This window comes from Viridibacillus arenosi, assembly GCF_001955655.1.
GTDB classification, from domain to species: domain Bacteria; phylum Bacillota; class Bacilli; order Bacillales_A; family Planococcaceae; genus Viridibacillus; species Viridibacillus arenosi.
Window position 1 is genome coordinate 104094 of the sequence record NZ_MSPW01000006.1, and the last position, 26816, is coordinate 130909.

Below are 26816 nucleotides of genomic sequence, written 5' to 3' on the forward strand. Positions count from 1 at the left end.
TTTATATTTCACAACGTTTATTAAAAGCATACATATTTATAAATCCGTGACAGTATAGTGAGAAAACAGTATGATAAACAAGTGAGAAAAAAAGATTGTGAGTGAATTGAATGATTGAACTTATACAGAACTTATTTAGCTTTATAATGCATATTGATCAACATCTCGTTGAAATAATTCAACAATTTGGTGTTTGGTCATATGGTATTATCTTTTCCATTGTTTTTGTAGAAACGGGTGTTGTAATATTCCCGTTCTTACCAGGTGATTCATTACTATTTGCCAGCGGAGCATTTGCTGCACTTGGAGCATTTAATTTACCGATTCTTCTTTTAGTTTTTTTCGTAGCAGCTGTATTTGGAGATTCGGTAAACTATGAGATTGGACAAAAAGTTGGAACGGCTATTTCACCTAAGAGCTTTTTAGGACGTATTATTAATCAAGACCGTATGCAAAAAGCACAGGATTTCTTTAATAAGCATGGTGGGAAAACGATTATCTTCGCTCGTTTCATGCCATTTATTCGAACGTTCATCCCATTTGTAGCCGGTGCTAGCCGAATGCATTATCGTCAATTTTTAATGTATAACATTATAGGTGCATTCTTATGGGTAGGTATTTGTACATTAGCAGGTTACTTCTTTGGTAATATCCCAATAGTTAAAGACAACTTCTCAAAAGTAATATTAATTATTATTTTTGTTTCAGTTTTACCAGCAATCATTGGTTTATTGAAATCCAGAGTAAAGAAATAAATAATAGTAGTAGAACACTTTAGTTAATTGGCTAAAGTGTTTTTTTATGAAAACCAATTAAAATAGTAAGAATTGTTGGAATTTTTAATGAAAAAGTATTTGGAAGATGGTAATATTGATTTATCTAGAAGACTAATAGTTAAAGGAGTTTGATATCATGGAGAAAATGAATGTTGAAAGCTTTAATTTAGACCATACAAAAGTCGTCGCACCATTTGTTCGATTAGCGGGGCTTAAAAAAGGTGTAAATGGTGATGAAGTTTATAAATATGATATTCGATTTAAACAACCAAACAAAGAGCATATGGAAATGCCTGCGTTGCATTCAATAGAGCATTTAATGGCTGAGAACATTCGTAATCATACGGACCATGTTGTCGATCTTAGTCCAATGGGATGCCAAACGGGCTTTTATTTATCAATGATTAATCATAATAACTTTGATGAGGTACTAGATATTTTAGATAAAACTTTTAATGATGTCTTGGCAGCAACAGAAGTACCAGCATGCAACGAAGTACAATGCGGTTGGGCTGCGAGTCATAGTTTAGAAGGTGCGAAGGAGCTTGCAAAAGAAATGCTAGCGAAACGTGATGAGTGGACACAAATTTTCATAGAAGAATAAACAGAAAGAGGCTGCGTATACTAGCAGCCTCTTTATTATTATTTTCCTGTAAAATTGGGTTTTCGTTTTTCAGAGAATGCATTGAGTGCTTCAATACGATCTTCAGTAGGAATGGTAATTTCATATGCTTTTCGCTCAATATGAAGACCTGTTTGTAAGTCGGTATTCATCCCATGCTTGATAGCAAATTTTGCTTGTTGTAATGCAATTGGACCGTTAGCTAGCATTAACTCTGCGAAGGCGATTGTTTTTGCAAGAAGTTCCTCACGCTTTTCGACTTTAGTCAGAAGACCGTATGCTAGAGCTTCTTTAGCCTGTAATCTTTTTGCAGTTAAAATCAGTTCTAGTGCTTTTGCTTCTCCTATGAGTCTAGGAAGTCGTTGAGTTCCACCAGCCCCTGGAATTATACCAAGGCTCGTTTCTGTTAGGCCGAGTGAAATATCATCTGCGGCAAAACGGAAGTCACATGCTAATGCTAATTCGGTACCCCCACCGAAAGCATAGCCATTAATCATTGCAATAGTCGGTTGTGGTAAATTTTCAATAGCTGAAAAAACCTCACCTATCTTATAGAGATTACGTTTTACACGTTGCTCAGTTAATGTTTTTCGTTCTTTTAAGTCAGCACCTACACTAAAAGCTTTATCACCTGCGCCTGTAAAAATGACTACACGAATATCGGGATTAATACGAATAGATTCAACAACTTGTCCTAATTCAGCTAGTAAATCATAATTGAACGCATTCATAGCCAGTGGTCTATTCAATGTTACAAATGCCAAATGCTCCTGTTGTTTATAAATAAGTGTATCCAATAGAAATTCCCCCTTATAGTGAAAAAATTACTCCCAAATAAACGATAGCATGTCTATGATTTTTCGTCATCTTTGAATTATCATTTCCAGCTATTAACCTTTACTTATTTTATTTATATTTCCAATAAAACGAATAATTTCATTATAAAATACGTATCTTTTTGGAATTAAAGGTAAAATTAAAGGATGAAAGTAATGTGTTGAACTAAATACTTTAAGTAAAATTGCTGATATAATGAAATGGAAATAGATTTTAAAGGAGAAACCATATGGAAGTATTTATTGGTCGTCAACCTATATTTAATAAGCAAAAGCAAGTTTTCGCATATGAATTATTATATCGAAACGGGGCTGTCATGAACGAGTTTCCAGCTATTGATTCGGATAAGGCAACTGTCGAAGTACTGATCAATTCATTATTTTCAATTGGTTTTGATGAGCTTACAAATGGCAAACCATGCTTTATAAACTTTACTGAAAACCTTTTAATGAGTAACATATTTGATCATTTACAACCAGATCAAGTAGTAATAGAAATTTTGGAAGATGTTCCCATTACAGAGAAACTGGTCAAGAAAATCAAGCAATTAAAAAGTCAAGGCTATAAAATTGCTCTTGATGATTTTGAATTGCAAAAAGATGTGACATTATATAATGAATTATTTACATATACCGATTACATAAAAGTAGACTTTCTTCTTACTTCAGAAGAGGAGAGAAAAGAGATAGAGAAGCGCATTAGAAATGATTTCCCCAAAATCATTTTATTAGCTGAAAAGGTAGAGACACTTTCACAATGTCAGATAGCAAAAGATAATGGATATCAACTTTTTCAAGGTTATTTCTTCAAACAACCTCAAATTATCCGAGGTAATGATATTCCAACCAATGTATTACAATATTATCGTGTGATTTCTTTATTACGTGGGAAAGATCCGGATATAGATGATATTACTAAGCAAATTGAGCATGACGTCGCGATGTCATTCAAGTTGTTAAAATTAATCAACTCATCATCTAAACGTAGAAAATCCAAAATTCGTTCAATTAAACAAGCTATTTTATTATTAGGCTTAGCGGATTTACGTAAATGGATATATATTTTAGCGTATCGTGAATCGCAGAAGGATGCCGAGGCAGATATGTATGATGAGCTGATGAAGGCGTCATTATGTAGAGCGAAAATTTGCGAAATGTTAGCCCGTTTTAAACATAAAGAGAATTATTCCGAATATTTCTTAGTTGGAATGTTTTCATTAATTGACGCAATTTTGCAGAGATCTATGAACAGTATTTTATTGCAACTTCCTTTATCAGATAATATTATTGAAACCATTTTAGAAGGTGAAACAGAGATGGCACCATATTTACAAATGGCTATTGCCTTGGATAAGCTAAATTGGGATAAAGTTGCAGAATTAGCGGTTGAAATAGGGATTAGAGGAAAAGATTTATATGCTATATACCAAGAAGCAAATAAATGGTCAGATAATATTCTTTAATGTGAACGAGACAAGTGTGTTAAGAAAAGATGCAACAGTAAAATGAAGATTAAAACAGTTGAATAAGCTTTTTATTTTGGGGAATGCTGAAATAGTGAAATTCACAAAGATGAAACAACTAGACGAAAGCATTGCTGTCTATGTGTTTACAGAGCTTTTTAACGGGTATACCTGTTTGTGTAAGGTTTTAAAAACGTTTTTATTCGGTATAATTAATCTGTAAGCAATACAATGAATGAGGAGGTCTTCAAATGAAAAAAACTCTACTTGCTATGCTATTCGGTTCGGCCCTTGTACTTGGTGCATGTGGTGGTAACGATAAAGCAAAAGAAGAAACTACAAATGAAAAAAATGGTTCGGAAACAGCAGCCGTTGATGCACAACAAATTATCCAATCAAAATGTATTTCTTGTCACGGTGAAAATCTTGAAGGACAAGGTAATTTCCCTAACATTTCAAAAATTGGTGCTACGCTTTCCAAAAAAGAAATTTTAGATGTAATTAATAACGGTAAAAATGGAATGCCTGGGGGACTCATAACAGGTGACGATGCTGATGCAGTAGCTCAATGGTTATCTAAACAAAAATAATATCTATATCAAAACTAGCTTTCTTTAGAGGAAAGCTGGTTTTTTTGTGGATAATACAGAAAGAATAAGAGCAACCCATGGAGCATATGGATTGCTTTTTTTATAAAATTTAGTTGAGGTAAGAGAAGTAATTTTTAACTTCATGGGTAAACGAGCATTTTCTTCGATTACTTCAGTACTTGCCGTAGCTTGACGAACGCACTCAGCAATTAAATTTATGTTAAAATATATTCCAAGTGTTGTTATATTGAAGGGTAGTTTTATGGGAGGAAGTGTTAGTTTTGGATCAAGTATGTACGAAAGATGTTATTAAGATGTTTGACTTGAAGCTTATCAGTGGTCATGAGGGAATTGGTCGACATATATTAACAAGTGATATTTCTAGACCAGGCCTTGAGATGGCAGGCTATTTTACGCATTATCCAGCTCAACGTGTTCAGCTATTAGGAAAAACTGAGCTGTCATTTTTTGATATGTTGCCAAGGGATGTGCAGTTTGATCGAATGAACAAACTTTGTTCACAAGATACACCTGCTATTATTATTTCGCATGACATGGAAGTACCTGAAGCGTTATTTGTTGCTTCTAATGAGCACCATGTACCTGTATTATCAACAAAAATGGCAACAACTCGTTTCTCTAGTATGTTAACGAATTATCTTGAAAGTCAATTGGCTCCTACGACTGCTGTTCATGGTGTCTTGGCTGATATATATGGTATTGGAGTTTTGATTACAGGGAAAAGCGGTGTAGGTAAAAGTGAGACTGCGCTTGAGCTTGTGAAAAAAGGACACCGTCTTGTTGCGGATGACTGTGTGGAAATTCGTCAAGAAGGAGAAAATACATTAATAGGGAATGCACCTGCATTAATACAACATTTACTTGAAATTCGTGGTATAGGTATTATTGATATTATGACCTTATTTGGAGCTAGTGCAGTTAGAAGTCATAAACGCATTTCACTTGTTATTGATTTAGAAGTATGGGATTCTGATAAAACCTATGATCGTTTAGGTTTAGAAGAAGAGACGATGAAAATTATTGATACGGAATTGACGAAGTTAACAATCCCAGTTAAACCAGGACGAAATTTATCTGTTATCATCGAAGTAGCAGCAATGAATTATCGATTGAAAAAACTTGGTGTTAACGCAGCAGAAGAGTTTTCTAAAAGGCTTGATAGTGTGATTGAGTCTAAAGAAAATTGATGTAGGCGAACTTCGTAATTTGGAAGGAGAAGAGTATGGATTCAATATTATTACAAATTAACCCAGTAGCACTTGAGTTAGGACCAATTTCAATTAGATGGTACGGTGTTATTATTGCGACAGGCATTATTATTGCCTTTTTGATTGGGCAACGAGAAATGGTGAAACGTGGATTTCATAATGATTTTTTAACAGATTTATTGATTTGGGCAGTACCAATTTCTATTATTTGTGCCAGAATTTACTACGTGATATTTAAATGGGATTTCTATAGTGCAAATCCTGGTGAGATTATTCAGATTTGGCATGGTGGGATTGCCATACACGGTGCACTAATCGGTGCATTTATTACTACATATATTTTTGCTAAAAAGCATGGGGTTAGTTTTTGGAAGATTGCAGATGTATTAGCACCAAGCTTAATAGTAGGTCAAATTATTGGTCGTTGGGGTAATTTTATAAACCAAGAGGCTTTTGGCGATGCTGTGACACGCGATTTCTTAGAAGGATTGTATTTGCCAAATTGGATTATTGAGCAGATGAATGTGAACGGTATTTACCATCATCCTACTTTCTTATATGAATCACTATGGAATGTAGTTGGTCTCGTATTGTTACTAGCCTTACGAAAAGTGAACTTACGACGTGGTGAAATATTCTTAACTTATATTATTTGGTATTCGTTTGGTCGTTTCTTCGTAGAAGGATTACGTACTGATAGTTTATTAATAGGTGATTTGCGCATGGCACAAATTGTATCATTAATCGGTTTAGTGATAGGTGTTGCACTTTTCATCTACAGAAGAATGAAAGTAAAACCAGTTGTAAAGTATTTAGATAAGTAATATTGAAGAGTAGCGAATGGAACGCTAAAAGAGTTTTAATGGCCAGGCTGAAATTAGCTTGGTCATTAATGCTTATCAGATAGTTGATGAAGCTATATACATTTTTGGGCGGGGCGTTAGAATCCCTAAATTGTCGTTATTTTTAATCGTATTACGACCCCATTCGTTTTTTTGTAGCTGTAACAACACTTTGACGAAGAAATGAAGAAAAGAAAGAAAAAGGAGCCGCATTCGTATGACAAATAGAAAAATTAAAGCACTATTATTCGACTTTGACGGTACTTTATTAGATACAAATGAGCTTATCATACAAACTTTTTTACATGTATTAGAGACTAAATTCCCCGGGAAATATAGCAGAGAAGATGTTTTACCATTTTTAGGGCCATCTTTAAAAGAAACATTTTCAAATGTCGATTTAGAGCGTGTAGATGAGCTAGTACAAGATTATCGAAAATGGAATATTGCTCATCATGATGAACTTGTAAGAGAATTTGACGGTGTTTTAGAAACATTACTAGCACTGAAAGAAGCTGGAATTCGACTTGCGATTGTCTCAACAAAACGACAAGATATGCTATCAAGAGGACTTCGTGTTTTAAAAGCAGAAGGACTATTTGAAGTCATTATTGGTTTAGATGATGTGAAAAATGTGAAGCCAGATCCAGAACCAATTTTATTAGCACTTGAGAAGATGGGTTTACAAAAAGATGAAGTGATAATGATAGGCGATAATACTCACGATATTGAAGGTGGTAAAAACGCTGGAGTAAAAACAGCGGGCGTTGCATGGTCATTGAAGGGTGAAGCATTCTTGGCACAATTCAAACCTGATTATATGTTGCATCATTTGAGTGACTTACTAGAGATTGTTGAGGAAGTCACCTATGAGGAGAACTGAGAGATATCCTGTTGAAGGTGCAAGTTCTCTTTGGCAAATTTATAAAACAGTTTCCTTTTGGAAGGTAGCAAAAACATTCATCGTTATTCAAATAGCGCGTTATACGCCATTTTTATCGATGAAAAACTGGCTGTATCGTACATTTTTGAAAATGAAAATAGGAGATAAGACGGCTTTTGCTTTAATGGTAATGCCAGATACGATGTTTCCCGAACGCATTCAAGTTGGAAGTAATACGATCATTGGCTATAATACGACGATTTTAGCGCATGAATATTTAATAGAAGAATATAGATTAGGCGATGTCATTATTGGGGATCGTGTAATGATTGGTGCAAATTCAACAATATTGCCTGGCATTAGCATTGGAGATGACGCAATTGTCTCTGCTGCAACATTAGTGAATAGAGATGTTCCAGCTGGCGCTTTTGTTGGAGGTAATCCGATGCAAATCATTTACACGAAGGAACAAATGGATGTCAAAAAGTCAGTGAATTCTAAAAACTCATAAAGTTTGTATACTTTATGAGTTTTTTCTATTGACGGCATGTAAGAATTGAGATAAAATACTTTCATGCATCATCACTCTATCACTCTAGTGAACTAAAGTATATAGATTAGGAAGTGTCATTATGTCACCGATTCGAATGTTTGAAAAACCACTTGGAATGCGCGATACGTTTCCAAAGATTTTTGAAAAAAAAGAAGTTGTCAGACAGACCGGTCGAGACTTTCTACAACTGAGAGGTTTTGACTTTATAAAAACACCAACGCTTGAATATTACGATACGGTTGGTAAAGCCTCTGCAATCGTTGAGTCTTCTTTATTTAAGCTAGTAGATAGTCAAGGTAATACATTAGTGCTTCGTCCAGATATGACAACACCAATTGCACGTGTTGCATCATCGAAGTTATTAAAAGAAAAGATTCCATTACGTTTAGCTTATTTTTCAAATGTATTCCGCGCTCAAGAGACAGAAGGTGGACGCCCAGCAGAATTTGAACAAATGGGTGTTGAAATTATTGGAGATCCTTCTGTATATGCTGACGCTGAAGTTTTATTGACGGTGATTGAACTACTAAAAGCATTAGAAGTAAAACAATTTAAGTTAACAATCGGAAATGTAGGTATTCTAAATGCTATTCTAACTCAAAATGTCAGAACAGAAGAGCAATTCAAAGAATTACATAAACTACTTGTAGAAAAGAATATTGTAGGTTTTGAAGAAGCGGTTAAGTTTTTTGAGTTGCCTCAGAAAAACAAACAAACATTATTAACTTTTATTGAAGAAGCGACAGATCTAAATAACATTAACCAAATTGATAAATACTTAATAGAAAAAGATGATTTTATATATATGGAAAGATTGCAAAAGATTTTAGCTATTTCTGAAGTGGAAAAGTACATTTATTTTGATTTCACATTAGCGAGTCATATGAATTACTACAGTGGCATGCTATTTGAAGTATTTGCTACAGGAGCAGGTTTTCCGTTAGGAAATGGTGGACGCTACGATGGATTACTTGATGAATTTGGATCACAGGTTGGAGCAATTGGTTTTGGGTTACGTGTCGATCAACTGTTGGAAGTCATGCCTTCATTTCAAAAGGATCAAGAAGAGGTGCTCGTATTATTTGCGCAGAATGAGTTTCCAAAAGCAGTAGCAAAGGCAGCTACTCTTCGTAAAGAAGGTAAACGCACGACATTGCAATCGATTGAAGGTATAGAGAATATAGCAGTATTTGAGCAACTCTTTTCAAAAGTTGTACGTATTGGGTAAGGAGGAATCGAACATGACTGAATTGACAATCGCAATGCCTAAAGGGCGCATTTTCGAAGAAGCATATGAAATGCTCATTCAAGCAGGTTTTGACTTGCCAGAAGATGTTGAAATATCACGTAAATTAATGATTGAAATTCCATCTGAAAAAATTCGCTTCATACTAGCAAAGCCAATGGACGTACCTACATATGTTGAACATGGTGTAGCTGATATTGGTATAGCAGGAAAAGATGTTTTGCTAGAACAAGGAAGAGCGGTACATGAATTACTTGATTTGAAAATTAGTAAATGTTATATCGCTTCTGCGGGATTACCAAATACTAAGTTAAATGATATTGCGCCACGTATAGCGACGAAATATCCAGCAGTTGCCTCCCACTATTACCGTGAAAAAGGAGAACAAGTTGAAATTATTGGACTAAACGGTTCGATTGAATTAGCTCCAATGATAGGACTTGCTGACCGCATTGTGGATATTGTTTCAACTGGTCAAACCTTAAAAGAAAATGGGCTAGTTGAATATGAACACATTACGGATGTTTCCTCTCGATTGATCGCCAATCCTGTGAGCTATCGCATGAAGAATGAGCGTATTCAAGATCTCGTAAAACGTTTAAAAAAATGTGTGAAATGAGAGAAGGTTTAAACGATGAAGATTCAAAACTTAACAAATAATATAACCTTAAAACGTCCATTAGAGAGCGGCAACGAGGAGCAATTACAAACAGTAAGGGAAGTACTTGCCAATGTTCGTCAAAATGGCGATGCTGCTGTCAAAGGATATGGTGCCAAATGGGACGGTGTTTTGCTCAATGAATTGCGCGTGTCACCAGAAGAAATGTCCGAAGCAGTCAGCAGTATGGATGCACAATTAGTTGAGGATTTAAAAGAAGCTGCATTGAATATTCGAGCATACCATGACAAGCAAAAGCGCCAAGGTTATCAACTAAATCTGGAAAATAATTCATGGTTAGGTCAACGTATTACAGCGTTAGCGTCTGTTGGTCTTTATGTGCCAGGAGGTTCAGCTGCTTACCCATCATCTGTTTTAATGAATGTTATTCCAGCTCAAGTAGCTGGTGTTGAGCGCATCGTTTTAGTTTCACCTCCAGGAAAAGACGGTAAGCTACCAGCTGCTGTTCTAACTGCTGCATCCATTTTAGGGATTACAGAGATTTATAAAATTGGTGGTGCACAGGCAATTGGTGCTCTTGCTTACGGTACAGAATCGATTCAAGCAGTTGATAAAATTACAGGGCCAGGAAATATTTTTGTTGCATTAGCTAAACGTGAAGTGTTTGGTGAAGTAGCCATTGATATGATCGCTGGACCAAGTGAAATTGCTATTATTGCAGATGAAAATGCATATGCAGATGAGATTGCAGCAGACTTATTATCTCAAGCCGAACATGACCCTATGGCATGTGCGATATTAGTTACAACGAGTGAAAGGTTTGCTGAAGAAGTAGCGGAGGAAGTTGAAAATCAGCTAACATCATTACCGCGAGAAGCAATTGCGCGTAAGGCAATTGAAAACTTTGGCAGTATTTATATAGCTGAAACGCTCGCTGAAGCAGTACAAGCGATCAATCAATTAGCACCAGAACATTTAGAAATTGTTACTGACAATGCGGAAGCTGTTGCTGAGCAAATTCGTAATGCAGGCGCTATTTTTATTGGACGCTATAGTTCAGAACCAGTAGGAGATTATTTTGCGGGCACAAATCACGTGTTACCAACAAATAGTACTGCGCGTTTTGCTAGTGGCTTGAATGTTGATGATTTTATTAAAAAAACAAGTGTTGTTTATTATACAAAAGAAACTTGGGCACAAAATTCACCGAAAATAGCTAGGCTTGCCAGATTAGAAGGGTTAGAAGCTCATGCCAGAGCAGTGGAGTCTAGAGGTTGGGATAAAGGAGACGAATCAAGTGGAAGCAACTAAAAAACGTTTTGCAAAAATCGAACGAAAAACAAATGAAACTCAGATTGCAGTAGAAATTAATTTAGATGGTGAAGGGAAATCTACTATTTCAACGGGTGTTCCTTTTATGGACCATATGTTAGATCTATTTATGAAACATGGTTTATTTGACGGTTCTATTACTGCAAATGGTGATACATATATTGATGATCACCATACAACAGAGGATTTAGGAATTGTGTTAGGTCAAGCAATTAAAGAAGCGTTAGGTGATAAAAAAGGTATTAAGCGCTATGGTAACGCATTTGTGCCAATGGATGATGCATTAGCACAAGTTGTTATTGATTGTTCAAATCGTCCACACTTAGAATTCCGAGTAGATATCCCGACAGACAAAGTTGGTACATTTGATACGGAGCTAGTACATGAATTTTTATGGAAATTTGCATTAGAGGCTCGTATGAATGTTCATGTTATTGTTCCTTATGGACACAATGCTCATCATATTATCGAAGCAATCTTCAAAGCGCTAGCTAGAGCGATTGATGATGCGGTATCGATTGATCCACGTGTGAAAGGTGTACCTTCAACTAAGGGGCTGTTAACATGAAAATTGGCATAATCGATTATGGTATGGGGAATTTATTTAGCGTTGAACAGGCTATTAAACGCCTAGGTTATGAAGTTATAGTATCTGCTGACAAAGAAGAGCTATTAGCAACAGATGCCCTTATTTTACCTGGGGTAGGTGCTTTTAAAGATGCTATGAAACGACTACAAGAAACGAATTTAGTTTCACTAATAAATGAGGTGGAAAAAAGCAATATACCCTTATTAGGTATTTGTTTAGGTATGCAGTTATTATTTCAAGGAAGCGCGGAGAATGGCAGTGGTAAAGGACTAGGTATTTTCAATGGGGAGATTGAGCGCTTTGCTGGAATTAATGATGATGGTAGTGCCTATCGAGTACCACATATGGGATGGAACGAACTACAATTTGCTCAACGTCCAGAATGGTTACAAGAAGATGAAATGACAGACAATCGTTTCGTCTATTTTGTTCATTCATACTTCGCAACTAATATGGATCGAGCGGATCTAGTTGCTTTTGCTCATTATGGCAATGAACAAGTGCCAGGTATTGTACAAAAAGGTTCTATTACAGGTATGCAATTTCACCCTGAAAAATCAAGTGAATTCGGTGTACTACTATTGAAGCGGTGGTTAGATGGTGTAAAAAAAGGAGTTGTATTGTAATGAGTTCAATTCAAGTTTTCCCAGCAATCGATATGAGAGGTGGCAAATGCGTACGCCTATTTAAAGGCGATTACGCACAAGAAACAGTGTACGCAGACTCTCCTTTTGAAATGGCAAAAAGCTTTGTAGAAGAAGGTGCAAGCTTTATACATATGGTCGATTTAGATGGTGCTAAAGACGGTGAACGTACACATGCAGCTGAAGTTATACGTGTTGCAAAAAAATTACCAGTGAAAGTGCAAATAGGTGGTGGTATTCGTTCTGAGGAGGATGTACGCTACTATCTTGAAAATGGGGTTCATCGGGTGATTATTGGCAGTCTAGCCATTCGTGAACCAGAGCTTGTTGCTAACTTTATAGAAGAATTTGGTGCAGAACGCATAGTAATTGGACTAGATGCAAAGGATGGCATGGTAGCGACACATGGTTGGCTTGAGACGTCTAATAAGGCTGCAATTGAAGTAGGAAAATATTTTGCTAAGGCAGGCGCAAAATATTTTGTTTTCACTGATATTGCAACAGATGGTACTTTAGCTGGCCCGAATATTCCAGCGAATGTGAAATTAGCTGAGGCAACAAATGCCGAGATTATCGTATCTGGTGGTATCAGTTCACTTGTAGATATTCAGCGAGTAAAAGAAGCTGCACAAAATTCGTCAGTTGCAGGTGTGATTATTGGTAAAGCTCTTTACGCAGGTCGATTTACATTGCCAGAGGCACTTAAGGAGGCGGAATAATGCTTACAAAACGAATTATTCCATGTCTTGATGTGAAGGAAGGACGCGTTGTAAAAGGCGTTCAATTCGTCTCATTACGAGAGGCTGGTGATCCTGTAGAGCTTGCTAAGTTTTATAATGAACAAGGCGCAGATGAGCTTGTTTTTTTAGATATTTCTGCTTCGCATGAAGGACGTGAAACGATGGTTGATGTCGTACGACAAACAGCTTCTACATTAGCGATTCCTTTTACAGTAGGAGGCGGTATTCGAACACTTGAAGATATGAAACGACTGCTTCGTGCTGGTGCAGATAAAGTATCAGTTAATTCGTCTGCTTTGCAACGTCCAGAACTTATTAAAGAAGGCTCCGATTACTTCGGAGCACAATGTATCGTGGTGGCAATCGATGCTAAGTGGAGCGAAGAAGACGGTACTTGGATGGTCTATACGCATGGTGGGCGCAACAAAACGGATTGGCAAGCAGTGGCTTGGGCGAAAGAAGCAGTAAGACTGGGAGCAGGTGAATTATTAGTTACAAGTATGGATCAAGATGGAGAGAAAAGTGGCTTTGATTTACCTTTAACAAAAGCAATCCGTGAAGCTGTCAACGTACCAATTATTGCGAGTGGTGGGGCTGGAAACGCGGATCACTTTTATGATGTTTTACAACATGTAGATGCAGATGCTGCACTAGCGGCTTCTATATTTCACTATAAAGAAACAAGTGTCGCAGAAGTGAAAAATGAATTGCGACAAAAGGGAGTGTTTGTGAGATGATAGAAAATCTCCAATTTAACGAAAAAGGTTTGATTACTACAGTAGTACAAGATGCACAAACGAAAGAAGTACTAACTGTTGCATACATGAACAAAGAATCTTTAGAAAAAACATTAGCGACAGGTGAAACGTGGTTTTATAGCCGTTCTCGTGAAGAACTTTGGAACAAAGGAGCTACAAGTGGTAACACACAAAAAGTGATAGCTATTCGTGCTGACTGCGACAAAGATGCTCTGGTTGTAGAAGTCTTACCAACAGGACCTGCTTGTCATAATGGTACGACAAGTTGCTTTACAGAAACCATAAAAGAAAAAACGGAAAATTTGGGTTCTTTAGAAATTATTACTGAGCTTCGTAGTGTTATTCAAAACCGCGAAAAGGAAATGCCAGAGGGTGCATATACAACTTATCTATTTAATGAAGGTATCGATAAAATTTGTAAAAAAGTTGGTGAGGAAGCAACAGAGGTTGTTATAGCTTCAAAAAACCGCGATGCCGAAGAATTGAAATGGGAAACAGCAGATTTAATTTATCACTTATTGGTTCTATTACAAGAACAAAAGATGGATGTATTTGAAGTTTTAGGTGTACTTCAAAAACGGCATGAGCAACATTAAATATGTTATAATGAAGGATACTAGAGTATAAGGGACGTTTCTATACGTTCCTTATTTTTTTCGGAGGAATTTTTTTGGAGAAAAAACGTAAACTAAAACCGCGAGAAAATGTCGTATCTTTTATTCCAGATGGGAATTTTTATTATAATAAAGCATTACAAGCGTTAGATCGAGAGCAGTTTGATAAGGCGCATAAATACTTACAAAGAGCAGTGGAACTTAGTCCTGAAGATTCACTTATACTTATGCAATATGGTGTTATAAAAATGGAGCTTGAACAGCATGATCATGCTTTAGAGCTATTAAGAAAAGCTCATTCAATTGACCCTGATGAACCGGAAATAGTATTGTTTTTAGCTGAAGTCTCTGCTCATCTAGGTATGTCAGATGAAGCAGGAAAATACGCAAAGCTTTATCTAGAGTTAGATCAACAAGGTGTTTATGCTGAAGAAGCGCTTGAAATTATTGATTTCTCTGAACAGATGAAAGAGCAACCAACATCTGATGAACCGCAAGATTCAGAAGCTGTGTATTTACAAGAAAAAGCTCGCCGTATGATGGAAGAGGGAAATTTTAAAGAGGCCATTGAGCAATTTGAAGAGATTATTCAAGATAACCCTGATTTCTGGGCAGCCTATAATAACTTATCACTTGCTTATTTTTATCTAGGAGAATCTGAACAAGCAAGAGCGTTATTGCATCAAGTGTTAAAAGGGAATTTTGGTAATTTACATGCCCTTTGTAATTTAACGGTCATGGCTTACTACGAAAAAAATAAAGAAGAGTTGGACGAGCTACTTGAGTTATTAGTAAAAATCCAACCATACTCATTTGACCACCGTTATAAATTAGGGGCTACATTAGCTCTCGTTGGTCGTTATGAAGAAGCTTATAAATGGTTACGTAGTTTGCAAAAACGTGGGTTTGAAGGCGATCCTGGATTTTACTTTTGGCTATCCCATGCAGCTTATTTCTCAGGTAGAAAAGCTGTTGGGAAAAGTGCTTGGAAAAAACTATTGGAAATCGATCCTGATAAGGACGGCTTTGAGCCATGGGCACATGAGAGCCGTGTGACAAACCCAAATGCTATCGAGCAAAATCGAGAATTTATCGTTGAAAAGCTTGAAAGTAAATACCGTAGTGACCGATTATTTGGTCTATATTTATTAGGTAAAACAGTACACAAGCAGGAAATTATTGCACATCCAGGTTGGATTGATGTCGATGAATATTCTTCGATGGAAAAACTATTTCTAGCATATGCACTTGAGCATGAATTTGATGCGCAGGATAAAAGTATTCTACCGTTTTTAAGAGCTATGGAAGCTTCAGATATTTTATATATGCAATCGATGCCTATTTCAATGCCTAACACATTTCTATTTCAAATGTGGTTCGTATTATGCGAAAGAGCGTTAGAGGAAAATTATCAATTCAAGAATCCAAAGGCACTTGTAGCAGCAGTGGATTATATGTATAAATCCTCTCGTATGAAAAGTGTTACTAAAAAGTCAGTTGCAGAAGCGTATGGGGTTACAACAACTACTTTGACGAAATATGTGAACGAATTAATACATTTTTTACCTGGATTCGACGCTTAAATGTCGAAATGGTAAGCAGAAATATTGAACGTACACCAGTTATCCTCTACCATGGATATTGAATATAATGAAATGCTTTATACAGATCTAGGAGGAACAGATATGTCAGAAGAGAAAATTTATGATGTAGTTATTATCGGTGCAGGTCCAGCAGGGATGACAGCTGCCGTTTATACTTCACGTGCCAACTTATCTACATTAATGCTAGAACGTGGTATTCCAGGTGGACAAATGGCTAATACAGAAGAAGTTGAAAACTATCCTGGTTTCGATTCTATTTTAGGACCTGAATTATCTACTAAAATGTTTGACCACGCGAAAAAATTCGGTGCTGAATATGCTTATGGCGATGTTACTGAAATTATCGATGGTGAAGAATATAAAACAATTAAAGCAGGCTCAAAAGAATTTAAAACACGTGCCATCATTATTACAACTGGTGCTGAATACAAAAAAATGGGCGTACCTGGTGAAAAAGAACTTGGTGGCCGTGGTGTAAGTTATTGTGCAGTATGTGATGGGGCATTCTTCAAAAATAAAAACCTAGTTGTTGTTGGTGGAGGAGACTCTGCTGTTGAAGAAGGAATTTACTTAACTCGCTTTGCGGAAAAAGTAACAATCGTTCACCGTCGTGATAAATTACGTGCCCAAAAAATCATTCAAGATCGTGCATTTGCTAACGAGAAAATTGATTTTATTTGGAACAACACTGTTAAACAAGTGAATGAAGAGAACGGAAAAGTAGGCAGTGTAACGCTTGTTTCTACTGTGGATGGTACTGAACAAGAATTTGCTGCTGATGGTGTATTCGTATATATTGGCATGTTACCATTAACAAAACCATTTGAGGGTCTAGGAATCTTAAATGAAGCTGGATATATCCCAACAAATGAAGAGATGGAAACAAGTATTCCTGGTATCTTCGCTGCTGGTGACGTACGTGAAAAAACATTACGTCAAATCGTAACTGCAACTGGTGATGGTAGTATCGCAGCTCAAGCGGTTCAACATTATGTTGAAATGTTAAAAGAAAAAATTAGTAATTAATTGCTGATTTTAACGTCTTCTTAACATAGCTGTAACTCATTTGCAATATAATAAGGGTATAGTTGTAAATGCAATAACCCCCTATTAAGATAGATATATTGGTAAGGCTGTTTCGCGGTAATTTGCCGTTTGAAGCAGCCTCTTTTTTATATATGGAGGCTATATTGTTATTGAAAAGGGACTAGATTAGTGAAATCACTGTCCTTTCGGACATATTTTTGTACGCTAAAGGTGTAACAATGTATAATAATGATTATAAGTTTACAATGATTTGGAGTGTCGTGTGTGCAGAGAATAGCAAATTTGATTGTTAGAAAAGATAACAAAGTTCTTTTACTAAAAAAACCACGACGAGGCTGGTATGTTGCGCCGGGTGGTAAAATAGAGAGTGGGGAGTCTATTTTTACAGCTGCTAACCGGGAATTCAGGGAAGAAACGGGGACAATCCCTTTAAACCCGCATTTAAAAGGTATATATACAATGGTGATAAAAAATGATCAAGATATTGTAAATGAGTGGATGCTCTTTACATTTGTTGCAGATGGCTTAGAAGGTACGCCTTATGAAGATACAGTTGAAGGTGTTCTGGAATGGCATCCAATTGAAAGCTTGAACCATTTACCGATGGCTGAAGGAGATCGTACTAATTTATTGTTTGCCGTAAACGAAAAAGGCATGCAATACGGTACTTTTACTTATACAGAAGATTTTGAACTATTAAATGAAACAATTCAAATTTCAACTGAAGGAGATGGCATCAATGCCTAGCACTCAACCGGTTAACGAATTGATCATTATTACAGGGATGTCTGGAGCAGGAAAAACTGTCGTAATCCAAAGTTTTGAAGACTTAGGTTTTTACTGCATCGATAATTTACCACCTGCATTACTACCAACTTTCTTAACTCTAATGAAAGAATCTAAAAAAGAATTTTCTCGTATCGCAGCTGTGATGGATTTACGAGGTGGTGATTTCTTTTCATCACTAATTGATGCATTAGAACAAATCGAGAAGCAAGATTTAGTTGCGACAAAAATTTTGTTCTTAGATGCAGATAACGAAACATTAGTGAGACGATATAAAGAAACACGCCGCTCACACCCACTTGCTCCTGCTGGTGGATTGCCGTTAGAAGGAATTCATCACGAAAGAGAATTACTTGCTGAAGTGAAACAAAAAGCACAATTTATATATAATACATCAAGTATGAAACCTCGAGAGTTACGTGAGCGAATTATTGCGCAATTTTCAGGTGTAAATTCTCGAAGATTCACAGTCAATGTTATGTCATTCGGCTTTAAGCATGGCCTTCCAATTGACGCAGACTTAGTATTTGATGTGCGTTTTTTACCGAATCCTTATTATGTGGAGAGTTTACGCCCTAAAACAGGATTAGAGAAGGACGTATCATCATATGTTCTAAAATATGATGAAGCACAGACATTAATAAAAAAACTGACAGATTTATTTGAATTTATGTTGCCTCTATATAAAAAAGAGGGTAAAACACAACTCATTATTGCATTTGGTTGCACGGGGGGGCAGCACCGCTCTGTTACATTAGCCGAATATTTTGGTGATTATTTGAATAAAGATGTGCCAACGGTTATTACGCATCGCGATATTGCAAAAAGAAAGGGCTAATTCTATGGGGAAACGAAATACGCGTATCGTCATTCTTGGTGGAGGGACTGGATTATCTACTCTTTTACGAGGTTTGAAAAAGTTCCCTATTGATATAACTGCCATTGTGACGGTAGCGGATGATGGGGGGAGCTCGGGTAGATTAAGAGATGACTACGAAATACCGCCACCAGGCGATGTACGAAATGTCATCGCTGCACTATCTGAAGTCGAACCTCTGGTAGAAGAAATGTTCCAATATCGATTTTCAGCATCTGAAGATTTAAGTGGTCATTCACTAGGTAACTTGATGTTAACCGCATTAACTGAGATTACTGGCGATTTTTCGCATGCAATTCGAGAAATGAGTCGTGTCTTAAATGTGCACGGTAAAGTATTGCCAGCAGCAAATCAAAGAATTACCCTTTTTGCCGAGCTAATTGATGGTACAATTGTAAAAGGTGAATCTAAAATTCCGACATTCAATACAGGCATCAAAAGAATCTTTTTATCGCCTGAGGATGTGAAACCGCTACCAGAATCTGTAAGCGCAATCAAAAAAGCGGATATTATTATTATAGGACCTGGAAGTTTATATACGAGTATTTTACCGAATCTGTTAGTGGATGATATTCAAGAGGCCATTATTAGTGCTAAAGGAAAGAAAGTGTATATATGTAATCTTATGACGCAAGCAGGAGAAACACAAAACTTTGCAGCATCAGACCATGTAAAAGCATTAAACGATCATTTAGGGCAACCTTTTATCGAAACGATATTAATTAATAAAGAAGAGGTACCAGCATCTGTAAGAGCGGCTTATAAAGAAGAAGAAGCAGAGCCAGTTTTTTTTGATGTTGGAGTATTAGAAAAAATGGGTATCCAAGTAGTGAAAAAAGAAATTGCTACAACTCATGATGGCGTTGTACGTCATGAAGCCTCAAAGGTTGCTGAATGGTTAGTAGAGTATGCTCATTCTTTTAACAGTGACATAAAAATGATATAAAATCCGTTGTTTTATATAAATCATGATAGAGAGGAGGGTTAATATGTCATTTGCTTCAGAAACAAAAAAAGAATTAACACAAGTTGAAGCAGGCGATACAGGCTTAAAAGCAGAATTATCTGCCCTCATCAGAATGAATGGCTCTCTGTCATTTGCAAACCGTCAACTTAGTCTTGATATTCAAACTGAAAATGCAGCAATCGCACGAAGAATCTATACAGTAATGAAGAGGTTCTATAGTTATAGAGTGGAGCTTCTTGTGCGAAAGAAAATGCGTTTAAAGAAGAATAATGTTTATATCTGCCGTGTGAGAGAAGGGGCAAAAGAAATTTTAGAGGATTTAGAAATTGTCTCTGGAAACTTTTTGTTCAATCATACAATTGCAGAAGGTTTAGTCGATACAACTAGTAGTAAGCGTTCATATTTAAGAGGCGCATTTTTAGCTGGTGGATCTGTCAATAATCCGGAAACTTCCGCGTATCATTTAGAAGTGTATTCGTTATATAAAGAGCATGGTGAGGCACTGGCTGATTTAATGAATAAATTCGATTTAAATGCAAAAACAATCGAAAGAAAAAAAGGATTTGTCACATACTTAAAAGAAGCTGAGAAAATTTCAGACTTTTTAAGTTTAGTAGGTGCACATCAAGCCATGATGAAATTTGAAGATGTGCGTATTGTACGTGATATGAGAAATAGCGTGAATCGACTTGTGAACTGTGAGACGGCTAATTTAAACAAAACGATTGGAGCAGCTGTTCGTCAAGTAGAAAATATCCGATATATCGATCATAGTATTGGGATTGATCAACTACCTGAGAAGCTTAGAGAGATTGCTCGATTACGTGTGGAGTATCAAGAAGTGACATTAAAAGAACTTGGTGAAATGGTATCAGCAGGTACTGTTAGTAAATCAGGTGTCAATCATCGCCTACGTAAAATTGATGATATTGCTGAATCATTGCGTAGAGGCGAAGTGGTTAAACTTTAATGGAATGAAGACGCACGGATAATGAATATATAAGTAATTATAGGAGGAGTAAAACGAATGGCAGAACAACAAGTAGAAGTAAAACTTAAATCAGGACTACAAGCAAGACAGGCGGCTTTGTTCGTACAAGAAGCAAATCGCTACTCTGCGGATGTATTTTTGACGAAAGATAATAAAAAAGTAAATGCTAAAAGTATTATGGGTATTATGAGTTTGGCTGTTGCAAAAGGATCTAAAGTCATTTTAACTGCAGATGGTGCCGATGAAGCACTTGCATTAAATGGTCTAGTAAAACTAATTCAATCTGAGGATTAAATGAATAAAATATAAAAACCGCTATTCTCATCTTACGAGAATAGCGGTTTTTTAGATGTTTATTTAATTTCGTTACGTTCAAAAATTTGATCGATTAGACCATATTCTTTCGCACGCTCAGCTGTCATGAAGTTATCACGATCTGTGTCTTTTGCTATAACTTCGATTGGTTGACCTGTACGTTCAGATAAAATACTGTTTAGTTTTTCACGAAGGAATAAAATGCGTTTTGCAGCAATTTCAATTTCAGTCGCTTGACCTTGTGCGCCACCAAGTGGTTGGTGAATCATCACTTCAGCATTCGGTAATGCAAAGCGTTTCCCTTTTTCACCAGCGGCAAGTAAGAAAGCACCCATAGATGCAGCCATACCGATACAAATTGTTTGTACATTTGGTTTGATGAATTGCATAGTATCGTAGATTGCCATACCAGCTGTAATGCTACCACCAGGACTGTTAATGTATATAGAGATATCTTTCTCTGGATCTTCAGCTTCTAGGAATAAAAGTTGAGCAACAATAGCGTTTGCAACGTTGTCATCGATAGCGCTACCTAACATAATAATACGGTCTTTCAATAAGCGTGAGTAAATGTCATAAGCACGTTCACCGCGGTTTGTCTGTTCAATAACTGTAGGGATTAAGTTCATAAGAATATCCTCCTCAAAAGGTAAATTCAATTTTCCTGTATAAAAGCAATTTGCTTCTATTGCACCTTTATCATACACATTATGGTCAAGGAAGGTCAAATGATTCGAATCCAATAATCCTATGGTTGAATTGTTTTGGTTTCCTTTGTATAATAGAAAAGTCGCAATTGATGAATTGCCCTCGTAGTGTAATGGATAACACATAAGATTCCGGTTCTTAGACTGGGGGTTCGATTCCCTCCGAGGGCGTATATAACTGCACTTTAAACATCTATGTCGTTATTTAAATAGCGACATAGATGTTTTTGTATGATGGGCTCCAATAATGATAATATGCCCAAATCAATAGAATAATAAACTGTCATATAGAAATTAAAAGTCGCTTTAATATTGAAAAGCGACTTTTTGTGTCCAATTAATTACTATTTAATATGTCTAGGTTGTTATTTTGTTTTATAAATAGCCATATAAGATTTGCAATTTCTTGGGCTTCTGCAGCATGTTTAGTACCTTTAAAGCTAGTGTTAAAGGGTAATACAATTGCTTCAATTATATAGTATGGGGTAGTTTCTTCTTGTAAAGATTTTATAAGGCAGGTTGTATATTCTTTACCAGCTTGTAAATCATCTTCAATAAGGCCTTCTGAAAATCCAGTTAGCTGTTCTGCTAAATACTCTTTCGTTACATATTTATGTTTGAAATTCTCATGTAAGTACTTTGCTAAATCACAGCCTAAGAAATGTTCACCTCTCTCAATTTGAGCAGGTAAAACGGCATCTAGCTGTTGAATTACGTATTTCACAATCTGTACTGGGTCTAGAGCATCTTCACGTGTAATTTTCCAAATATGCAACATATGTTGTATCATACCAAAAGTTAGGATGGCAGCATCGTAACAGTGCGGCTTTGATTCTTCTCCATAAATATCGACAATTCTTTTTGCGAGCCAATTTAACTCGTTTAGATGAAATCGCATTACTACTTCTTTAAGTTCTGGTTCACCCGAATGGAAAATCGATTCAAAGATAGGGATTAAATTTTGATCACGGTTTATTTGCATCAATACAGCAATTTGCTTAGCTAGTAAGTCTTTATCTTTTGGATCCTGTCCTATAAGCATCTCATGCTTGCGAACATCCGCTTCTTCGCGACCTTTAGCTATTATTGCGATTAAGCATTCGTTTTTTGAAGCAAAATAATTATAAAAAGTGCCTTTAGAAATATGCGATTCATCTAGAATATCTTGGATGGAGGTATTTTGAAAACCTTTTTCCACGAAGAGCTTTTGAGAGGCAACGATAACTTGACGTTTACGATTGTTCATAACATCACCTATTTTTTCAATTAGTGTACTATCATTCTAACTTGGAAACGCTTTAATATCAATGTTTATAAAATGACAAAATTTTTTAGTTGAAAAAGTTGTACCATGAGTATAAAATAAATCAAGTAAACTTCTATATACGAAATATAATGAAAGTAGAGAGGATATAATATGAATAGTAACGCATTACAGAAAAAGCCACCTTACGCAATGATAGTAATCTTGTTTATAGGTGCTTTTGTTTCTTTTCTTAACAACACATTATTAAATGTGGCATTACCAACGATAATGAAGGAGTTTGATGTAGCGGCTTCTCAAGTTCAATGGCTATCAACGGGTTATATGCTTGTCGGAGGTATTCTAGTTCCAGCAAGTGCCTTTTTTATCACTCGATTTAAAAACCGTCATTTATTTATTACATCAATGACATTATTTTCTATAGGTACAGCATTAGCTATATTCGCTCCAGAGTTTTGGGTACTTATTGCAGCTCGTATGATTCAAGCAGCAGGTGCAGCAGTATTAGGACCGTTATTAATGAATGTTATGTTAACAAGTTTCCCAATTGAAAAACGTGGATCTGTTATGGGTATCTTTGGTCTAGTAATGATTTCTGCTCCAGCTATCGGACCAACATTATCAGGCTGGATTGTAGAGCACTATGATTGGCGTATGTTATTTGAAATCATCTTGCCTTTCGCAATTCTTGTATTATTGCTAGCAATCTTTAAACTAGGCAATGTAATGGAAACAAGAAAAGTAAGCCTAGATGTCTTTTCATTGATCTTATCTACTATTGGATTTGGTTCTTTACTTTATGGCTTCAGTTCAGCTGGAGATAAAGGATGGGATAGCCCAATCGTTTACGGTACAATTATTGTCGGTGTCTTAGGTGTTGCTGCATTTGTTATTAGACAGCTGTTCTTAGAACAACCTTTGCTAGATGTTAGAATCTACAAACACCCGATGTTTGCGCTATCTTCAGCGATTTCAATCGTCGTTTCTATGGCAATGTTCTCAGGTATGATTATTACACCAATTTATGTTCAAACAGTTCGTGGTATTTCGCCTTTAGATGCAGGATTATTAATGCTACCAGGTGCACTTGTGATGGGAATTATGTCACCAATTACAGGTAAGTTATTTGATAAATTTGGACCTAAAGCATTGGCTCTTACTGGGTTAACAATTACTACGATTGCAACATACGAGTTAACAAAATTAACTGCCGATACTAGTTATGGTTACTTAATGTTTGCATATACAATTCGTATGTTCGGTATGTCTATGGTTATGATGCCGATTATGACAAATGGCTTAAACCAATTACCAATGAAGATGAATCCACATGGTACTGCCATGAATAATACGCTACAACAAGTTTCTGGCGCAATTGGTTCAGCTGTATTAATCACAATTATGACAAAGCATACAGCTACTCGTGCAAAAGAGATAGGTTTAGAAATGAAAGAAAAAATGGCTTCAGCTGCGCAATCTGGTAATGTACCAAGTGCAACAGAAATTGCTCAAATGAAAGCTCAAGTTGGTCAACAAGCGTTGATTGATGGTATTAACTTCTCATTCTTTGTTGCAATGGGTATTACGATAGTTGCTCTTATCTTAGCGCTATTTGTTAAACGTGTTCCTGTTAATGGAAAATCAATGAACCCAACTGAAAACACTCAAGAACAAAAAGAAGAAGTTAAAGCATAATAAAAGAAAACGCTCAGTTATGACGTAAAGTCATAACTGAGCGTTTTTTTGTTATTGTAGGCGGGAATTTGGAGCGGGGGCAAAAGCATTTAATAACTCTTGCATATCTTTTCCATCTAATTGAGGTACTTGATAATATTTATGTTTGTTTTGATACAGGGATAATTCGTAAGCCATTTCAATACAGTTCGGTACTGAATCGGCTAGTACACGTCTTACCACCGGGTTAGTTGTTTCGAGGGCAGTCGTTACCTTACATGAAGCGAGCTGTTTATGCCCACCTAGTAAGTAACCTGAAATCATTTCGTCATTCAGCTCAGAAGCGTTTGACATTGGCTTTTTTGGTTGAGATGGTTCTAACCCGTAGATGAAATCATGGTTAAGTTTCATCTGATAACTACCAGTCGGGTGAGATGGGTCACGTCCTGTCCTAAATGACTCAACTGTAATATTGTACTCATCTAAGCTGAAATTGTACTGGCGGTCTAAAATATCCAGTAATTCTGGGTCTTGTACGTGTGGACGCAAAAGTACAGCGTGATTAAGCATAGCAACTGTTTCAGATAATGTTTCGTGCATATCTAAAACTTCGTGGCCACCATGGTTCATCATCGCAGACTGTGGTTGATACATATTACCGGATTCAGTTTGTCCAAATTGGTTATTAGTCAATTGTTTGGCCTCCTTAATGAAATAGCGTTTACCGCAACTGTAGTATGGATTTAAAGCAAAACATTATACGATGAAAATGAAACTTCCAAATGTTTGAAGCGTATAATAAGTCGTATGTTTTTTCATAAGGAAGTAAGGGAAGAATAATTAAAAAATGAGGAGGTCTTTCATTTGAAAAAATTGGTCACACCCTTAATAATAATTGTCGTAATTCTTGGTGTTTTAGCGATGATGATTGTGCCACGCTATAACAAGTTAGTGAATGCGGATGAGCAAGTGGATTCGAAGTATGCTCAAATTGAAAATCAATTACAAAGACGTTTAGATTTAATACCTAATTTAGTGAATACAGTTAAAGGATATGCAAATCATGAAAAAGAGATTATGACGGACATTGCTGAATCTCGATCGAAATTAGCTGGGGCGAATACACCACAAGATCAAGCTATCGCAAATGATGAATTGACTGGTGCATTAAATCGATTATTAGTTGTTGTAGAAAAGTATCCTGACTTAAAAGCAGACGCGAATTTCCGTCAATTGATGGATGAACTCTCTGGAACGGAAAATCGTATTGCTGTCGCGCGTGAAGATTATAATGAAGAGGTAAATAGTTATAATAAATTAAGAAGAGCATTTCCAGGGAACCTTATTGCTGGAATGTTCAATTTTGAGAAAAAAGAATATTTTAAAGCAAATCCTAATGCCAAAGATGCTCCAGCAGTAGACTTTGGTGGAAATGATTCAAAATGAAAAAAATCACTCTTGTACTAGGTGTATTATTTACTTTGGGGTTATTTTTTATAACTTCTGCAACGACTCAAGCCGCAAGTTTACCGAAACCTGAGCAGGATGGGTACGTACAGGATTTTGCAAATGTTGTATCAAAAGACACCAAAGAAGAATTGAATGAGCTATCCAAAAATCTAGAGATTGCAACCGGTGCACAAATTTATATTTTAACTGTAGATACTTTAGGTGGTTTGGATGCTGCATCGTATGGTACAAAAATTGTGCGTGCATGGGGAATTGGAAGCAAAGAAAAGAATAATGGCGTGCTTATTTTAGCAAGCTTTGGTGACGCTGAAGGTGATCGGGATTTACATATTACTGTTGGTCAAGGTCTGGAAGGCGCATTACCTGATGCTAAAATTGGACGGATTTTAGATGAATATATGGTACCGAATTTAAAAGCTGGAAATTATGACGCCGCCTTTAGTTCTGCATATAAACTTATATATAATATCGTTGCAGAGGAATATAACTGGGATGGGACAGTAGACAATCCTGTAAAGCCTGAAGAAGAAGGCTTATCGCCAATAACGATTGTTATCATCGTTATCCTTTTTTTAATCGTATATAGTATGTTTTCAAAAGGTGGAGGTGGATCTGGTGGTTCACGAGGTCGCCGAAGAAGTATATATGATTATGGTGGTGGCTGGGGGAGTTTTAATTCCGGTGGTAGTGGTAGATCTAGTGGCAGAAGTTTTGGTGGATTCAACGGTGGTGGAGGCTCATCAGCTGGTGGAGGAGCAGGGCGTAAATGGTAGATGAA

30 protein-coding genes and 1 tRNA gene are annotated in these 26816 nt (G+C 36.4%); 27 read left to right on the forward strand and 4 right to left on the reverse strand.

Annotated features, from left to right (window positions below):
• The first annotated feature begins 113 nt into the window (after positions 1–113).
• Positions 114–755 (forward strand): DedA family protein, encoded by a 642-nt coding sequence (locus BK137_RS12650; RefSeq protein WP_370588356.1) that lies wholly within the window; start codon positions 114–116, stop codon positions 753–755.
• Between the two features lie 157 nt (positions 756–912).
• On the forward strand, positions 913–1380 hold the full coding sequence (locus BK137_RS12655) for an S-ribosylhomocysteine lyase (RefSeq protein WP_038188916.1): 468 nt from the start codon (positions 913–915) through the stop codon (positions 1378–1380).
• 38 nt (positions 1381–1418) lie between these two features.
• On the opposite strand, the gene BK137_RS12660 is transcribed toward BK137_RS12655, so the two are convergent.
• On the reverse strand, positions 1419–2195 hold the full coding sequence (locus BK137_RS12660) for an enoyl-CoA hydratase-related protein (protein WP_038188914.1): 777 nt from the start codon (positions 2193–2195) through the stop codon (positions 1419–1421).
• A 269-nt stretch (positions 2196–2464) separates the two neighbouring features.
• Between BK137_RS12660 and BK137_RS12665 the strand changes: the two genes are divergently transcribed.
• The 21 genes from BK137_RS12665 to BK137_RS12765 all read left to right on the forward strand — a co-directional run bounded on the left by BK137_RS12665 (position 2465) and on the right by BK137_RS12765 (position 20902).
• Positions 2465–3697, forward strand: a complete 1233-nt coding sequence (locus BK137_RS12665) for an EAL and HDOD domain-containing protein (RefSeq protein WP_038188910.1) — start codon at positions 2465–2467, stop codon at positions 3695–3697.
• A gap of 251 nt (positions 3698–3948) precedes the next feature.
• A complete protein-coding gene (gene cccB, locus BK137_RS12670; RefSeq protein ID WP_038188907.1) occupies positions 3949–4287 on the forward strand; it encodes a cytochrome c551 in 339 nt (112 codons plus the stop codon).
• Between the two features lie 281 nt (positions 4288–4568).
• Positions 4569–5495, forward strand: coding sequence for an HPr(Ser) kinase/phosphatase (gene hprK, locus BK137_RS12675; RefSeq protein WP_038188904.1), 927 nt, complete (start codon positions 4569–4571; stop codon positions 5493–5495).
• Positions 5496–5530: 35 nt separating this feature from the next.
• Positions 5531–6340 carry a prolipoprotein diacylglyceryl transferase gene (lgt, locus tag BK137_RS12680; RefSeq protein ID WP_038188901.1) on the forward strand — a complete coding sequence of 270 codons (810 nt, stop codon included), beginning with the start codon at positions 5531–5533 and terminating at the stop codon, positions 6338–6340.
• Positions 6341–6575: 235 nt separating this feature from the next.
• Positions 6576–7241 (forward strand): pyrophosphatase PpaX, encoded by a 666-nt coding sequence (gene ppaX / locus BK137_RS12685; protein ID WP_038188898.1) that lies wholly within the window; start codon positions 6576–6578, stop codon positions 7239–7241.
• The gene (locus BK137_RS12690) at positions 7228–7752 is read left to right on the forward strand and encodes an acyltransferase (RefSeq protein WP_038188895.1); all 525 of its coding nucleotides are present in this window, start codon (positions 7228–7230) and stop codon (positions 7750–7752) included. Before ppaX ends, BK137_RS12690 begins: the two co-directional genes overlap by 14 nt.
• A 121-nt stretch (positions 7753–7873) precedes the next feature.
• Positions 7874–9022, forward strand: coding sequence for an ATP phosphoribosyltransferase regulatory subunit (locus BK137_RS12695; protein ID WP_038188892.1), 1149 nt, complete (start codon positions 7874–7876; stop codon positions 9020–9022).
• 13 nt (positions 9023–9035) lie between these two features.
• Positions 9036–9659, forward strand: a complete 624-nt coding sequence (gene hisG, locus BK137_RS12700) for an ATP phosphoribosyltransferase (protein ID WP_038188889.1) — start codon at positions 9036–9038, stop codon at positions 9657–9659.
• 15 nt (positions 9660–9674) lie between these two features.
• Positions 9675–10970, forward strand: a complete 1296-nt coding sequence (hisD, locus tag BK137_RS12705; protein WP_038188885.1) for a histidinol dehydrogenase — start codon at positions 9675–9677, stop codon at positions 10968–10970.
• Entirely contained in the window at positions 10909–11559 is a 651-nt protein-coding gene (hisB, locus tag BK137_RS12710) for an imidazoleglycerol-phosphate dehydratase HisB (RefSeq protein ID WP_081730133.1), read from the forward strand. The genes hisD and hisB overlap by 62 nt, the downstream gene beginning before the upstream one ends.
• Complete coding sequence (gene hisH, locus BK137_RS12715; RefSeq protein ID WP_038188879.1) at positions 11556–12206, forward strand: imidazole glycerol phosphate synthase subunit HisH; 651 nt, start codon at positions 11556–11558, stop codon at positions 12204–12206. Before hisB ends, hisH begins: the two co-directional genes overlap by 4 nt.
• A complete protein-coding gene (hisA, locus tag BK137_RS12720) occupies positions 12206–12943 on the forward strand; it encodes a 1-(5-phosphoribosyl)-5-[(5-phosphoribosylamino)methylideneamino]imidazole-4-carboxamide isomerase (protein ID WP_038188877.1) in 738 nt (245 codons plus the stop codon). The genes hisH and hisA overlap by 1 nt, the downstream gene beginning before the upstream one ends.
• Positions 12943–13701, forward strand: coding sequence for an imidazole glycerol phosphate synthase subunit HisF (hisF, locus tag BK137_RS12725; RefSeq protein ID WP_038188874.1), 759 nt, complete (start codon positions 12943–12945; stop codon positions 13699–13701). The genes hisA and hisF overlap by 1 nt, the downstream gene beginning before the upstream one ends.
• Entirely contained in the window at positions 13698–14318 is a 621-nt protein-coding gene (gene hisIE, locus BK137_RS12730) for a bifunctional phosphoribosyl-AMP cyclohydrolase/phosphoribosyl-ATP diphosphatase HisIE (RefSeq protein WP_038188871.1), read from the forward strand. The genes hisF and hisIE overlap by 4 nt, the downstream gene beginning before the upstream one ends.
• A 74-nt stretch (positions 14319–14392) precedes the next feature.
• Positions 14393–15919, forward strand: a complete 1527-nt coding sequence (locus BK137_RS12735; RefSeq protein WP_038188868.1) for a tetratricopeptide repeat protein — start codon at positions 14393–14395, stop codon at positions 15917–15919.
• Between the two features lie 102 nt (positions 15920–16021).
• Complete coding sequence (gene trxB / locus BK137_RS12740; protein WP_038188865.1) at positions 16022–16966, forward strand: thioredoxin-disulfide reductase; 945 nt, start codon at positions 16022–16024, stop codon at positions 16964–16966.
• A 285-nt stretch (positions 16967–17251) separates the two neighbouring features.
• The gene (locus BK137_RS12745) at positions 17252–17734 is read left to right on the forward strand and encodes an NUDIX domain-containing protein (protein WP_038188863.1); all 483 of its coding nucleotides are present in this window, start codon (positions 17252–17254) and stop codon (positions 17732–17734) included.
• Positions 17727–18611 carry an RNase adapter RapZ gene (gene rapZ / locus BK137_RS12750; RefSeq protein ID WP_038188860.1) on the forward strand — a complete coding sequence of 295 codons (885 nt, stop codon included), beginning with the start codon at positions 17727–17729 and terminating at the stop codon, positions 18609–18611. Before BK137_RS12745 ends, rapZ begins: the two co-directional genes overlap by 8 nt.
• 4 nt (positions 18612–18615) lie before the next feature.
• Positions 18616–19596 carry a gluconeogenesis factor YvcK family protein gene (locus tag BK137_RS12755; protein WP_038188857.1) on the forward strand — a complete coding sequence of 327 codons (981 nt, stop codon included), beginning with the start codon at positions 18616–18618 and terminating at the stop codon, positions 19594–19596.
• A 43-nt stretch (positions 19597–19639) separates the two neighbouring features.
• The gene (gene whiA, locus BK137_RS12760) at positions 19640–20587 is read left to right on the forward strand and encodes a DNA-binding protein WhiA (protein ID WP_038188854.1); all 948 of its coding nucleotides are present in this window, start codon (positions 19640–19642) and stop codon (positions 20585–20587) included.
• A gap of 57 nt (positions 20588–20644) precedes the next feature.
• Positions 20645–20902 carry an HPr family phosphocarrier protein gene (locus BK137_RS12765; RefSeq protein WP_038188851.1) on the forward strand — a complete coding sequence of 86 codons (258 nt, stop codon included), beginning with the start codon at positions 20645–20647 and terminating at the stop codon, positions 20900–20902.
• Positions 20903–20961: 59 nt separating this feature from the next.
• Here the strand turns inward: BK137_RS12765 and clpP are convergent, their stop codons facing one another.
• Positions 20962–21552, reverse strand: coding sequence for an ATP-dependent Clp endopeptidase proteolytic subunit ClpP (clpP, locus tag BK137_RS12770; protein ID WP_038188848.1), 591 nt, complete (start codon positions 21550–21552; stop codon positions 20962–20964).
• 177 nt (positions 21553–21729) lie between these two features.
• Here clpP and BK137_RS12775 point away from each other — a divergent pair.
• Positions 21730–21801: transfer RNA gene (locus BK137_RS12775), tRNA-Arg, on the forward strand.
• Positions 21802–21967: 166 nt separating this feature from the next.
• On the opposite strand, the gene BK137_RS12780 is transcribed toward BK137_RS12775, so the two are convergent.
• Complete coding sequence (locus BK137_RS12780; RefSeq protein WP_038188845.1) at positions 21968–22876, reverse strand: TetR/AcrR family transcriptional regulator; 909 nt, start codon at positions 22874–22876, stop codon at positions 21968–21970.
• A 171-nt stretch (positions 22877–23047) separates the two neighbouring features.
• Here BK137_RS12780 and BK137_RS12785 point away from each other — a divergent pair, with 171 nt between their 5' ends.
• On the forward strand, positions 23048–24589 hold the full coding sequence (locus tag BK137_RS12785; protein WP_038188842.1) for a DHA2 family efflux MFS transporter permease subunit: 1542 nt from the start codon (positions 23048–23050) through the stop codon (positions 24587–24589).
• Between the two features lie 51 nt (positions 24590–24640).
• On the opposite strand, the gene BK137_RS12790 is transcribed toward BK137_RS12785, so the two are convergent.
• Complete coding sequence (locus BK137_RS12790) at positions 24641–25261, reverse strand: spore coat protein (RefSeq protein WP_038188839.1); 621 nt, start codon at positions 25259–25261, stop codon at positions 24641–24643.
• A 171-nt stretch (positions 25262–25432) separates the two neighbouring features.
• Here BK137_RS12790 and BK137_RS12795 point away from each other — a divergent pair, with 171 nt between their 5' ends.
• Entirely contained in the window at positions 25433–26014 is a 582-nt protein-coding gene (locus tag BK137_RS12795; protein WP_038188837.1) for a LemA family protein, read from the forward strand.
• Positions 26011–26811, forward strand: a complete 801-nt coding sequence (locus BK137_RS12800) for a TPM domain-containing protein (protein ID WP_038188828.1) — start codon at positions 26011–26013, stop codon at positions 26809–26811. The genes BK137_RS12795 and BK137_RS12800 overlap by 4 nt, the downstream gene beginning before the upstream one ends.
• The last annotated feature ends 5 nt before the right edge of the window (positions 26812–26816 follow it).

Coding starts and splice junctions, on each gene's coding strand:
- hisA (WP_038188877.1), top strand. CDS start 12,206: ATGAGTTCAATTCAAGTTTTCCCAGCAATCGATATGAGAGGTGGCAAA.
- hisIE (WP_038188871.1), top strand. CDS start 13,698: ATGATAGAAAATCTCCAATTTAACGAAAAAGGTTTGATTACTACAGTA.
- hisD (WP_038188885.1), top strand. CDS start 9,675: ATGAAGATTCAAAACTTAACAAATAATATAACCTTAAAACGTCCATTA.
- trxB (WP_038188865.1), top strand. CDS start 16,022: ATGTCAGAAGAGAAAATTTATGATGTAGTTATTATCGGTGCAGGTCCA.
- BK137_RS12785 (WP_038188842.1), top strand. CDS start 23,048: ATGAATAGTAACGCATTACAGAAAAAGCCACCTTACGCAATGATAGTA.
- BK137_RS12655 (WP_038188916.1), top strand. CDS start 913: ATGGAGAAAATGAATGTTGAAAGCTTTAATTTAGACCATACAAAAGTC.
- rapZ (WP_038188860.1), top strand. CDS start 17,727: ATGCCTAGCACTCAACCGGTTAACGAATTGATCATTATTACAGGGATG.
- ppaX (WP_038188898.1), top strand. CDS start 6,576: ATGACAAATAGAAAAATTAAAGCACTATTATTCGACTTTGACGGTACT.
- BK137_RS12690 (WP_038188895.1), top strand. CDS start 7,228: ATGAGGAGAACTGAGAGATATCCTGTTGAAGGTGCAAGTTCTCTTTGG.
- hisF (WP_038188874.1), top strand. CDS start 12,943: ATGCTTACAAAACGAATTATTCCATGTCTTGATGTGAAGGAAGGACGC.
- hisB (WP_081730133.1), top strand. CDS start 10,909: ATGCCAGAGCAGTGGAGTCTAGAGGTTGGGATAAAGGAGACGAATCAA.
- BK137_RS12695 (WP_038188892.1), top strand. CDS start 7,874: ATGTCACCGATTCGAATGTTTGAAAAACCACTTGGAATGCGCGATACG.
- cccB (WP_038188907.1), top strand. CDS start 3,949: ATGAAAAAAACTCTACTTGCTATGCTATTCGGTTCGGCCCTTGTACTT.
- lgt (WP_038188901.1), top strand. CDS start 5,531: ATGGATTCAATATTATTACAAATTAACCCAGTAGCACTTGAGTTAGGA.
- BK137_RS12665 (WP_038188910.1), top strand. CDS start 2,465: ATGGAAGTATTTATTGGTCGTCAACCTATATTTAATAAGCAAAAGCAA.
- whiA (WP_038188854.1), top strand. CDS start 19,640: ATGTCATTTGCTTCAGAAACAAAAAAAGAATTAACACAAGTTGAAGCA.
- BK137_RS12765 (WP_038188851.1), top strand. CDS start 20,645: ATGGCAGAACAACAAGTAGAAGTAAAACTTAAATCAGGACTACAAGCA.
- hisH (WP_038188879.1), top strand. CDS start 11,556: ATGAAAATTGGCATAATCGATTATGGTATGGGGAATTTATTTAGCGTT.
- hisG (WP_038188889.1), top strand. CDS start 9,036: ATGACTGAATTGACAATCGCAATGCCTAAAGGGCGCATTTTCGAAGAA.
- BK137_RS12780 (WP_038188845.1), bottom strand. CDS start 22,876: ATGAACAATCGTAAACGTCAAGTTATCGTTGCCTCTCAAAAGCTCTTC.
- BK137_RS12800 (WP_038188828.1), top strand. CDS start 26,011: ATGAAAAAAATCACTCTTGTACTAGGTGTATTATTTACTTTGGGGTTA.
- BK137_RS12755 (WP_038188857.1), top strand. CDS start 18,616: ATGGGGAAACGAAATACGCGTATCGTCATTCTTGGTGGAGGGACTGGA.
- clpP (WP_038188848.1), bottom strand. CDS start 21,552: ATGAACTTAATCCCTACAGTTATTGAACAGACAAACCGCGGTGAACGT.